At 56.0% G+C, this 11,450-nt stretch carries 8 protein-coding genes and 2 pseudogenes; 4 read left to right on the forward strand and 6 right to left on the reverse strand.

The features are described from left to right. Positions 1-50: 50 nt before the first annotated feature. Positions 51-239: pseudogene (locus ADJ24_RS24610) on the reverse strand (DUF4158 domain-containing protein); the annotation flags it as partial. A 94-nt stretch (positions 240-333) separates the two neighbouring features. Here ADJ24_RS24610 and ADJ24_RS20135 point away from each other — a divergent pair. After that, positions 334-939, forward strand: a complete 606-nt coding sequence (locus ADJ24_RS20135; RefSeq protein WP_000509966.1) for a recombinase family protein — start codon at positions 334-336, stop codon at positions 937-939. Positions 940-1,598: 659 nt separating this feature from the next. Further along, a complete protein-coding gene (gene nhaA / locus ADJ24_RS20140; protein ID WP_004194048.1) occupies positions 1,599-2,780 on the forward strand; it encodes a Na+/H+ antiporter NhaA in 1,182 nt (393 codons plus the stop codon). A 426-nt stretch (positions 2,781-3,206) separates the two neighbouring features. On the opposite strand, the gene ADJ24_RS20145 is transcribed toward nhaA, so the two are convergent. The 4 genes from ADJ24_RS20145 to ADJ24_RS20160 all read right to left on the reverse strand — a co-directional run bounded on the left by ADJ24_RS20145 (position 3,207) and on the right by ADJ24_RS20160 (position 4,810). Further along, positions 3,207-3,521, reverse strand: coding sequence for a hypothetical protein (locus ADJ24_RS20145; RefSeq protein WP_000091613.1), 315 nt, complete (start codon positions 3,519-3,521; stop codon positions 3,207-3,209). A 254-nt stretch (positions 3,522-3,775) separates the two neighbouring features. Continuing rightward, on the reverse strand, positions 3,776-4,132 hold the full coding sequence (locus ADJ24_RS20150) for a cupin domain-containing protein (protein WP_000215515.1): 357 nt from the start codon (positions 4,130-4,132) through the stop codon (positions 3,776-3,778). After that, positions 4,122-4,523: a DUF86 domain-containing protein gene (locus ADJ24_RS20155; protein WP_001293886.1), complete on the reverse strand. Its 402-nt coding sequence runs from the start codon at positions 4,521-4,523 to the stop codon at positions 4,122-4,124. Before ADJ24_RS20155 ends, ADJ24_RS20150 begins: the two co-directional genes overlap by 11 nt. Beyond that, complete coding sequence (locus ADJ24_RS20160) at positions 4,520-4,810, reverse strand: nucleotidyltransferase family protein (protein ID WP_001247892.1); 291 nt, start codon at positions 4,808-4,810, stop codon at positions 4,520-4,522. The genes ADJ24_RS20155 and ADJ24_RS20160 overlap by 4 nt, the downstream gene beginning before the upstream one ends. A 74-nt stretch (positions 4,811-4,884) precedes the next feature. Between ADJ24_RS20160 and ADJ24_RS20165 the strand changes: the two genes are divergently transcribed. Together ADJ24_RS20165 and ADJ24_RS20170 are read left to right on the forward strand one after the other, a co-directional pair. Next, the gene (locus ADJ24_RS20165) at positions 4,885-7,851 is read left to right on the forward strand and encodes a Tn3-like element ISPa38 family transposase (RefSeq protein ID WP_003100881.1); all 2,967 of its coding nucleotides are present in this window, start codon (positions 4,885-4,887) and stop codon (positions 7,849-7,851) included. Positions 7,852-7,929: 78 nt separating this feature from the next. Continuing rightward, positions 7,930-8,382, forward strand: a pseudogene (locus ADJ24_RS20170) (IS110-like element IS4321 family transposase); the annotation flags it as partial. 20 nt (positions 8,383-8,402) lie between these two features. On the opposite strand, the gene ADJ24_RS20175 reads toward ADJ24_RS20170, so the two are convergent. Continuing rightward, positions 8,403-11,381 carry a Tn3 family transposase gene (locus ADJ24_RS20175; RefSeq protein ID WP_048703524.1) on the reverse strand — a complete coding sequence of 993 codons (2,979 nt, stop codon included), beginning with the start codon at positions 11,379-11,381 and terminating at the stop codon, positions 8,403-8,405. Positions 11,382-11,450: the final 69 nt, after the last annotated feature.

Genomic DNA, 11,450 nt, shown 5'->3' on the forward strand with positions numbered 1-11,450 from the left:
GCAAAAGGGGATGATAAGTTTATCACCACCGACTATTTGCAACAGTGCCCACGGCCCGGATATCGTAAGGCACAAAGTTGCAGGGCAAAGCCAATCCTGTTTTCCGGTCTGCGGCGCTGCCTAATGTTTTCCAGGTCATCATCGCCCAGCGTGTAGAACTTCAGTAGCGACAGTTCGTCCGTGGGCAGATCGAACAGCGCTGCTCGCTGCCGTTCGGTGAAAATATGGCGTCGTGACATACAAATTCGTCCCTTTTGAAGTATAGTCTGTTTTGGACAACAGCCAGCCCATATAAATCAGGGCGTTCCGATACAAAAATCCAGGAGGGTTCAATTGGGACATCGTGCCGCCATTTACTGCCGGGTTTCAACAGCGGATCAGTCTTGTGAACGCCAGGAATTTGATCTGCGAGCCTTCGCCGGCCGTGCCGGCTACGACGTGGTGGGAATATTTAAGGAAACAGGTTCAGGAACTAAACTCGACCGGGCCGAGCGAAAGAAAGTCCTGGCGCTTGCCCAGTCCAGACAAATTGATGCAATCCTGGTCACTGAGCTTTCCCGGTGGGGGCGCTCGACGCTCGATCTGCTCAATACGCTACGTGAACTGGAGAACTGGAAGGTTTCCGTGATAGCCATGAATGGAATGGCGTTCGATCTTTCGTCGCCGTATGGACGAATGCTGGCGACGTTTCTTTCCGGCATTGCGGAGTTTGAGCGGGATCTCATCAGCGAGCGGGTCAAGTCAGGCCTTGCTGTTGCGAAGGCACGTGGTAAGAGGCTTGGTCGTCAGGCCGGAGTGCGACCAAAATCAGACCGACTTTTGCCTAAGGTGGTTGCGATGAGGGCCGAGGGACGCAGCTATCGCTGGATCGCACGCGAGCTCGGTATCAGCAAGAATACCGTCGCTGACATCGTGCAACGACACAGAGCTAACGCTTAGGGTGTCATTTCGCCCTCAGCCGGAACCGACCCCGGCCATAACCGGGTGAACCCGTCGGTCCGCGGAATGGCCGCCGCGTAAAAGATCTCACAGCATCCGGCAAGCAATAAATATATCCAGCCCAAAACTTCTGGCCTCAGTGTTAACGAAATGCGCCATTTTGACCTGTGGTATGTCTTTTCTGACAGCCATTCGTCACCGGCATGGACGGATAATTATCCATCAGCTGCTGTTCAGGCTTTTCAGGATAATGCGGCTCAGAGCAGCATCTGTCTGCAAACGGTGTCCTGTGTAATCATTTTCCATCACTACCCGTGTCAGTTTACGTTGCCAGCTCTTACTGACAGATACTATTTACTGACACGCGGCGGATAGTAAATTTCAGCCATGTTCTGGAAACAGACTGAGCAAATTTCTCAGAATGGAAACGCACCCTAGCCCCGCCAAGGCTTCGCTTTACGATAATTTACCTGAAGGCGGCCATTTACCTGACGGTGCATGATAAAATGTAACCACAGACCGACCGAATTTAACTTATTAATTTAATTATCTAAATTTCTTACATCAGTCAATCAGGCTGTGCATTGCATTTTTGGAGTGCACAGTCTCTGGGTTGCCTGATTCACAATTCGTAAGTCAACATCTCAGGGGGAGATTAAGTGACAGAAAACCCAATCGGATTAACCAGAAAAGTTATCAAGCCCGTTTCTAATTTTTTCAGTTCACCTGTAGCGGGCGGTATTGTGCTTATTATTGCTTCGGCAGCCGCTATCATCGTGGCCAATTCGCCCCTCAGGGAAGGTTATGAAACACTCCTGAAATACAAAACAGCAGGCCTGTCCGTTGAGCACTGGATAAACGATGCCCTGATGGCCGTATTCTTTATGATGGTCGGGCTGGAAATCAAGCGTGAGCTTGTCACCGGCCAGTTAGCCACCTGGAGCCAGCGTGCGTTGCCGGGCTTTGCCGCACTGGGTGGTCTGGCCGTACCTGCCCTGATTTACGTGGGGTTTAATGCCGGTCATGACGAAACCCTTTCCGGCTGGGCCATCCCGGCGGCCACGGATATTGCTTTTGCGCTCGGTGTACTCGCCTTACTGGGCAGTCGTGTGCCAGTCTCGCTAAAAATTTTCCTGTCGGCGCTGGCTATTCTGGATGACATGGGGGCGGTGGCTATCATCGCGCTCTTCTATACCAGCAACATTTCGCTTCTGATGCTGGGTGGTGCAGCGGCAATGGTTGCTCTGCTGTTTAGCCTGAACCGTGCCGGCGTGACGCGCCTGCTGCCCTATCTGCTGACGGGGGGAGTACTGTGGTTTTTCATGCTTCAGTCAGGCGTGCATGCCACCGTCGCGGGTATCCTGCTGGCGTTCTTTATCCCGCTGCGAACCAGGAATGCGGCTGATGAAGTGCCTCTGGACAGGCTTGAGCATGCCATCAACCCCTGGGTCACGTTTATGATACTGCCGCTGTTTGGCTTCGCCAATGCGGGCGTCGCGTTGTCGGGCATGACGATGAATGACCTGTTGTCGCCGGTTCCGGTAGGCGTGGCGCTGGGCCTGTTTTTGGGTAAACAGGCAGGTATCTTTGGCCTGTCGCTACTGGCCGTCAGCCTGGGCCTGGCGAAACGACCAGAGAAAAGTACCTGGTTACAGGTTTATGGTGTCTCGGTACTGTGTGGGATTGGTTTTACCATGAGCCTGTTTATCGGCAATCTGGCCTTTACAGGCAGCCCTCTGCTCGTTGATGAGGTCAAGGTGGGGGTTCTGGCAGGGTCCATACTGGCCGCTCTGGCCGGTATTTTGATACTGCGCTTTGCGCCTTCTAAGCAAGTCAGGTAACGTATTATCTACAGGAAAATCCCCGTGATAACGGGGGTTTTTTCACACTGTCAGTGTATATTCTGAAGAGAAAATTGAAATTATTTAATTTTATTATAAATAATTACCTTTCTATCTTTCACATTTTACAGGCGGAGCCCTGTTCAGATAAGTCAGGATGAACGCTGGCATATCAGTTAAAATATTATGTTATTCAAATAAATAGTCGGCTAACGTGGTTTTTTACACGACTGGCCCTCTAACCCCGCTACTGAATACTGACCGCCAAAAGGCGGTTTTTTTGTTCAAAGAAACTGATCTCAGTATCGCGCCCGGGGCAGCTGGCCAACGTCGCCGGCATCGCGCCGGCAAAAATCGAAAAACAGAAATATCAGCAAGATAGCTTAAACAGGTGTCGGGAAATTTCGTTGAGATATTTTGAAGGAATCACAGTGTAAGCAGGCGCTTTTTCAGGGAGGCGCGTTCTTGCGGGTTGCGTCCCTTGTGATTGGCGATGCGATCCGCCGTGGCGGCCTGGCGCTTGACGGGCCAGTAGGAGCGGCCATCCTTGCCCATCGACCAGACGCTGCTGGCCTGGTTTTCCAGCAGGGGCAGATGGGCGCTCAGGGCTTCGGGCGACGCGCTGGTCAGCGCCGTGCGCTCACGGGTGCGCCAGCGCTGATGCCAGAGCTTCTTGTCCTCGCGCTCGCTGCCGCAGGTCGTGTGCCCGACGATGGGTGTTTTGCGGCGGCTGCGGCTCATAACGTAGTGGTCTCCAAGAACATTCAGGACTGATCCCAGGCGTCGATGGTCAAGACCTGATCGGCAGGACAGGCGGCTACGCGGTCGGGAACTGGATGGTGTTCAGTCTCATGCCGACCCCATTCGATTGATCGCGTCGCTTGCGGCACGCTGCGACGCAAGGAGGTTTGCGACCTGGTTTAGCAGCCGTGTCCGCTGCATGTCTGTTACCTATCTCCCCGACCGCTCATTGGACCAACTCCAGAGATTGGGCTCTATCGCTCAGCCAATACGAAACCGGCATTGGCTGATGCCACAACCGAGACTAACACAAATGGCTCGGTACCTGTATTTCGCGCCCCGTGCACTTGGCCCGGTCTTGCCACGGCTATCTCACCTTCCCTGAGGGCACGAACAATCCCATTGCCCTGAAAGTAATCAGCCATTCCCGACAAAACAGTCCACGTGTCTTGGCCGTGAGGATGAATGTGAGCCGCAATTTCCTGCCCGGGATGGACATGCCAAACCACGATAATTGAGTCTCGGGTTTCAAGCACAACGGAACGAATAGGCTCGCCTTCGGACGGCTGAACATACTCGGCTACAGAAAATATTCTCGATTCAACAGTCATCGGAGATCCCTCTTTCACAGTTGTCGTTACGGTCTTCATCGTCGGCATCCTGACGCACGGCGGGCAATTGCTGGAGCAACGCCGGCAGCCATTCCTGTACCGTCTCCCACACCACATCGAGGTTGATGTCGAAATAGCCGTGAGCCATGCGATTACGCATATTGCGCATGCTGCGCCACGGCACGTCGGCATGCGCCTGGGTGAACTCGACGTAGCCATCCATCACCTTTGTGGCCGCCTCGCCGATGACGATCAGGCTCATGATGACGGCCTGCTGGGTGCGCTTGTCGGCCAAGAAGTCGTCCTTGGCCATCCCTTCCACGAAGCTGCGCGCATCGGTTGCGGCCTGCTGAATGTGGTCGAGGTAATCGGGCAGGCGGTTCTCGCTCATATCGGTTGCGCCTCCGCGAGCACCTTGGCCCGGAACTTCGGCGGCAGGTCGCCGGGAGTCAGCAGATCGACGTCAACGCCGAGCAGCGATTTCAGTTCTTCTTCCAAATCGCCCAAGTCCAACAACGTGGCACCGGGCAGCGCATCGACCAACAGGTCGAGGTCGCTGCCATCCCGGTCGGTGCCATGCAGCACCGAGCCGAAGACGCGCGGGTTCGCGGCGCGAAAGCGGCCTACCGCTTCACGCACTGCGCTTCGCTTCATGTCAAGCACAACAGACGGTCGCATGCGCATCCTTTCTTATCGAAACTCGTTGAGATGATATGCAATCAAGAATAGAATTTCAAGAAGAAGGAAACCGCATGCCCCGCCGTTCGATCCTCTCCGCCGCCGAGCGCGAAAGCCTGCTGGCGTTGCCGGACACCAAGGATGAGTTGATCCGTCACTACACGTTCAGCGAAAGCGACCTCTCCATCATCCGGCAGCGGCGCGGCCCGGCCAATCGGCTGGGCTTCGCGGTGCAGCTCTGCTACCTGCGCTTTCCCGGCGTCATCCTTGGCGCTGATGAGCCACCGTTCCCGCCATTGCTGAGACTGGTCGCCAACCAGCTCAAGGTCGGCATCGAAAGCTGGGACGAGTACGGGCAGCGTGAGCAGACCCGACGCGAGCACCTGGTCGAGCTGCAAACGGTGTTCGGCTTCCAGCCGTTCACGATTGGCCACTACCGGCAGGCTGTCCAGTTGCTGACCGAGCTGGCCATGCAAACCGACAAGGGCATCGTGCTGGCCAGAGCCTTGATCGAGCACCTGCGGCGGCAGTCGGTCATTGTGCCCGCCCTCAACGCCGTCGAGCGGGCGAGCGCCGAAGCGATTACCCGCGCCAACCGGCGTCTCTACGACGCCTTGGCTGAGCCGCTGACGGACGTGCATCGCCGTCGCCTCGACGATCTGCTCAAGCGCCGCGACAACGGCAAGACGACGTGGCTGGCCTGGCTGCGGCAATCCCCGGTCAAACCGAACTCGCGGCACATGCTGGAACACATCGAACGCCTCAAGGCGTGGCAGGCGCTCGACCTGCCCTCCGGCATCGAGCGGCTGGTTCACCAGAACCGGCTGCTCAAGATCGCCCGCGAGGGCGGCCAGATGACGCCCGCCGACCTGGCGAAGTTCGAGCCGCAGCGGCGTTACGCGACCCTGGTGGCGCTCGCCATCGAGGGCATGGCCACCGTCACCGACGAAATCATCGACCTGCATGACCGCATCCTGGGCAAGCTGTTCAATGCCGCCAAGAACAAGCATCAGCAGCAGTTCCAGGCATCCGGCAAGGCGATCAATGCCAAGGTGCGGCTGTTCGGGCGCATCGGCCAGGCGCTGATCGAGGCCAAGCAAGCGGGCCGCGATCCGTTCGCCGCCATCGAGGCCGTCATGTCCTGGGATGCTTTCGCCGAGAGCGTCACCGAAGCGCAGCGGCTCGCGCAACCCGAGGACTTCGATTTCCTGCACCGCATCGGCGAGAGCTACGCCACGCTGCGCCGCTACGCGCCGGAATTTCTCGACGTGCTCAAGTTGCGGGCCGCGCCCGCCGCCAAGGACGTACTCGACGCCATCGAGGTGCTGCGCAGCATGAACAGCGACAACGCCCGCAAGGTGCCCACCGACGCGCCGACCGAGTTCATCAAGCCGCGCTGGCAGAAGCTGGTGATGACCGACACCGGCATCGACCGGCGCTACTACGAACTGTGCGCGCTGTCGGAGCTGAAGAACGCGCTGCGCTCCGGCGACATCTGGGTGCAAGGCTCGCGCCAGTTCAAGGACTTCGAGGACTACCTGGTGCCGCCCGCGAAATTCGCCAGCCTCAAGCAGGCCAGCGAATTGCCGCTGGCCGTGGCCACCGATTGCGACCAGTACCTGCATGACCGGCTGACGCTGCTGGAAACGCAGCTCGCCACCGTCAACCGCATGGCGCTGGCCAACGAGCTGCCGGACGCCATCATCACGGAGTCGGGCCTGAAGATCACGCCGCTCGATGCGGCGGTGCCCGATACCGCACAGGCCCTGATCGACCAGACGGCGATGATCCTACCGCACGTCAAGATCACCGAATTGCTGCTGGAGGTAGACGAATGGACGGGCTTCACCCGGCACTTCGCCCACCTGAAGTCAGGCGACCTGGCCAAGGACAAAAACCTGTTGCTGACCACGATCCTCGCCGACGCGATCAACCTGGGCCTGACCAAGATGGCGGAATCGTGCCCCGGCACGACCTACGCCAAGCTGGCCTGGCTGCAAGCCTGGCACATCCGCGACGAAACCTACGGGGCGGCACTGGCCGAGCTGGTCAACGCGCAGTTCCGACATCCCTTCGCCGAGCATTGGGGCGACGGCACCACGTCATCGTCGGACGGCCAGAACTTCCGCACCGGCAGCAAGGCCGAGAGCACCGGCCACATCAATCCGAAATACGGCAGCAGCCCAGGGCGGACGTTCTACACCCATATCTCCGACCAGTACGCGCCGTTCCACACCAAGGTCGTGAACGTCGGCGTGCGCGACTCGACCTACGTGCTCGACGGCCTGCTGTATCACGAATCCGACCTGCGGATCGAGGAGCACTACACCGACACGGCAGGGTTCACGGACCACGTCTTCGCGTTGATGCACCTGCTGGGCTTCCGCTTCGCCCCGCGCATTCGTGACCTGGGCGACACCAAGCTCTACATCCCGAAGGGCGATGCCACCTACGAGGCGTTGAAACCGATGATCGGCGGCACGCTCAACATCAAGCACGTCCGCGCCCATTGGGATGAAATCCTGCGGATGGCCACCTCGATCAAGCAGGGCACGGCGACGGCCTCGCTGATGCTCAGGAAGCTTGGCAGCTACCCGCGCCAGAACGGCCTGGCCGTCGCCCTGCGTGAGCTGGGACGCATCGAGCGCACACTGTTCATCCTGGACTGGCTGCAAAGCGTCGAGCTGCGCCGCCGCGTGCATGCCGGGCTGAACAAAGGCGAGGCGCGCAACGCGCTGGCCCGCGCCGTGTTCTTCAACCGCCTGGGGGAAATCCGCGACCGCAGCTTCGAGCAGCAGCGCTACCGGGCCAGCGGCCTCAACCTGGTGACGGCGGCCATCGTGCTATGGAACACGGTCTATCTGGAGCGGGCCGCGAACGCCTTGCGTGGCCACGGTCAAGCCGTCGATGACGGCCTGTTGCAGTACCTGTCGCCGCTCGGCTGGGAGCACATCAACCTGACCGGCGATTACCTCTGGCGCAGCAGCGCCAAGATCGGCGCGGGCAAGTTCAGGCCGCTACGGCCGCTGCAACCGGCTTAGCGTGCTTTATTTAATGAGATGGTCACTCCCTCCTTCCCGGTACTATGCTGAGGACAGGCTTTCATTCGGAGAACTATCATGGAAAACATTGCGCTCATTGGTATCGATCTGGGTAAAAACTCTTTCCATATTCATTGCCAGGATCGTCGCGGGAAGGCTGTTTACCGTAAAAAATTTACCCGGCCAAAGTTGATCGAATTTTTGGCGACATGCCCCGCTACAACCATCGCAATGGAAGCCTGTGGCGGTTCTCACTTTATGGCACGCAAGTTGGAAGAGTTGGGGCATTCCCCAAAGCTGATATCACCACAATTTGTCCGCCCGTTCGTTAAAAGCAATAAAAACGACTTTGTCGACGCCGAAGCTATTTGTGAAGCTGCATCGCGTCCGTCTATGCGTTTTGTGCAGCCCAGAACGGAATCTCAGCAGGCAATGCGGGCTCTGCATCGTGTCCGTGAATCCCTGGTTCAGGATAAGGTAAAAACAACCAATCAAATGCATGCTTTTCTGCTGGAATTGGGGTTCGAGGTCCAATGATGTAAAAAACCACGCTAAGAGGTTAATTCATTGTTTGTATTCAAATTTAATGGTCTTAACTCGCCCTTCAGAATATCTTCCGGTAACGAAAACGTATAATGTCCCAGCATATTTATATGGCCATGTATCAGCGGCGATAATCTTGCCAGATGCTCCTCTTCAGGTGTTTCCCCCGATTTGCGAAGATGTGACAACGCCTCCTGCATGTAAAGTGTATTCCACAGCACAACCGCATTGGTCACCAGACCCAGAGCACCGAGTTGATCTTCCTGCCCTTCACGGTAGCGTTTTCTAATCTCACCACGTTGTCCGTAGCAAATGGCTCGAGCCACTGCATGGCGTCCTTCTCCCCGGTTGAGCTGAGTGAGGATCCGACGCCGGTAATCCTCATCATCGATATAGTTGAGAAGATACAACGTCTTGTTGACCCGGCCCACTTCCATAATCGCCTGAGCCAGACCAGATGGTCGGCTACTTCTCAACAGTGAACGAATAAGCTCTGATGCATGGATGGTCCCAAGCTTCAGTGAGCCCGCCATTCGCATCATTTCATCCCATTGGGATTCTATTTTTGACAGTTCAACACATCCCCGGGCCAGCTCATTCAGGGCACCATAATGTGCCGTTTTATCTGCCCGCCAGAATATCGCCCCGCCTGCATCGGCCAGACGAGGGGAAAACTGGTAGCCCAGTAACCAGAACAGGCCAAAAATGATATCGCTGGATCCTGCCGTGTCCGTCATAATTTCTACCGGATTCAGCCCGGTCTGCTGCTCCAGAAGCCCTTCCAGTACAAAGATGGAATCACGAAGCGTCCCGGGAACTACAATGCCATGGAAACCGGAGTATTGATCGGAGACGAAGTTGTACCAGGTGATACCGCGTCCTGAACCAAAGTATTTACGATTTGGTCCGGAATTAACCGTTTTAACCGGTGTGACAAAACGCATACCATCTGCGGAGGCAACCTCACCACCTCCCCAGTACCCCGCGAGCGGCAGCGTGGACTGAAAATCAACCAGCCGTGCATTAGCGGTGACCAGCGTTTCTGCCCTGAGATAATTTTGTTTAACCCAGCTCAGACGATGGCGAGTAAGCGCGGGAATATTATGCTTTATCAGGGGTTCATGCCCTATATTGCAGGCTTCTGCCAGCAGTGTTGCGCACAGACTGACCTGGAGATCCTGCGCCCGAGCACCTGATTCACTGACGTGGCTGAATTCGCGGGTAAAACCGGTTCGGGCATCTATTTCAAGCAACAGCTCCGTCAGATCAACCGGAGGGATCAATTCTCTTACCCGACGATTCAATTGTATCAGTGCCGGTGGCTCATCCAGTTTATCCAGACTGCTAATCGTCAGTGAGGGATGCTTACCTTCATTGCTTATGCTGACCGCTGCGTTGCAGGCAAAACGTGAAGCCACTGATTTCCATGTGTCATCAAGCCGCGTAGCCAGTTGTTCTGCTGCTTTAGTTCCGTCTGATGGATGACCCAGCGCCCGACATACCGGGATGCGTTGTGCCTGCCATTCAGCTCCCTGAAGCAATTTTTGACGCGGGTCCCCCCACCGATCACTGTTCTCCAGCCAGAGATCACGACGGCGCAAAGAATCTTGAAGGCGCTCGAGAAGACACAGCGAGTAACCCGCTCGTAGAATCCTACCATCTCTGTCGTAGACCAGACGTTTCCATGGGCCGGAAATGATTTGCTCTGGTGCATCGTCGAGAATTCGCTTTTTTGAGCCACTCAGTTCGGCCAGATAATGGATTGCTGACAACGTGAGCTCCCCGGCCGGGGCGGCCTGAAAGTGTAAGTCACGCAACATCGCGGACAGGAAACGCTTCACCCGTCCATATTGTTCCACCATTTCATCCTGAAACTGAGTATCTTGCGGGCGCGCCAGCTCATTTACCTTGCCGACGGATTCAGCCAGTTTGTCCTTTGGTATGCGGCGAAAAATAGCCTGCCGCAGAGCTGCTTCATCGGTGTTCTCATCAAGTAATAACGTGCATGCCCGTGCCAGTAATAGCGCGGCACGATCAAGATCTTTCAGGGTCCTGAGCCGCTTTTTCTGCCCGATATTTTTTGCAGAACGCGTGATATCCAGAATAAGCATATCCAGCACATCCACGGCCTCGTCAAGCGCCGAAATTTCCTGTGCTTTCACAAACGCAGTAAGCACGGCCAGTCGCCGTTCGTCAGGCATTCTTGAAATGTATTTCACCGAAGCCATTCCGGCATAACGGGCCAAATTCCGCAGCTGGATGGCAGGCAGACCGGAGAAATTCAACCGGGAAAACTCCATGCTACGCAGTCGGGTATATCGCTCCAGGGCGTCTGTAAATGACGGCCCACTGATAGTGACAGGACCTTTTCGCATCTCCTCCAGCACCGATATACGCTGCCCTTCAGGTATTTCAAGTAAACCGTCCAGTTGTGTTTTCTGCCAGCTGTCAGGCAACAAAGCCAGCCTTCGCCATAATCGTCGACTTGCCCGTTCGCGTACTTCGCCAATCAGCCTTGTCAGAGTCGAGGCTGCGGGTAGCAGGATCTTATTTTGCAGCAACCATGCGGTAGCAAAATCAAACAGCAGACCTGGACGCTCATTGCTGAGCCAGGCGCGAGTATAGAGCAAACGCTTCAGTCTGAATGTCCAGGGGAAATCACCAAAATCATGATAATCATAATAGAGCTTGATAAGCCCCTGATGCTCCCAGCGGGTATTTTCTCTTTCAGCATACCGGGAAAGGATCTCTGGTCGGCTGATGTTCAACTGTGCCGCAATGTAAAAACGGATGAATGAGGGAATTTGAAGGGGATCAGGAAGAAACGTTCCCAGAAAGCGCGCCGTAGTCAGCTGAAGTGCAATCCCCAGCCGGTTATGTTTTCCCCGTCGCTGATTAATAAAAGCAAGGTCACGCTCATCCAGATGAAAATACCGAGCCAGCTGAACCTCATTTGGGTCTGCCACATAGCGACCGTAGTTTGGCACTGTTGCAAATAGTCGGTGTTGATAAACTTATCATCCCCTTTTGCTGATGGAGCTGCACATGAACCCATT

It is taken from the genome of Enterobacter sp. 940_PEND (genome assembly GCF_001059415.1).
GTDB classification, from domain to species: Bacteria; Pseudomonadota; Gammaproteobacteria; order Enterobacterales; family Enterobacteriaceae; genus Enterobacter; species Enterobacter cloacae_M.

Coding starts and splice junctions, on each gene's coding strand:
- ADJ24_RS20150 (WP_000215515.1), bottom strand. CDS start 4,132: ATGACTGTTGAATCGAGAATATTTTCTGTAGCCGAGTATGTTCAGCCG.
- ADJ24_RS20145 (WP_000091613.1), bottom strand. CDS start 3,521: ATGAGCCGCAGCCGCCGCAAAACACCCATCGTCGGGCACACGACCTGC.
- ADJ24_RS20165 (WP_003100881.1), top strand. CDS start 4,885: ATGCCCCGCCGTTCGATCCTCTCCGCCGCCGAGCGCGAAAGCCTGCTG.
- ADJ24_RS20155 (WP_001293886.1), bottom strand. CDS start 4,523: ATGAGCGAGAACCGCCTGCCCGATTACCTCGACCACATTCAGCAGGCC.
- ADJ24_RS20160 (WP_001247892.1), bottom strand. CDS start 4,810: ATGCGACCGTCTGTTGTGCTTGACATGAAGCGAAGCGCAGTGCGTGAA.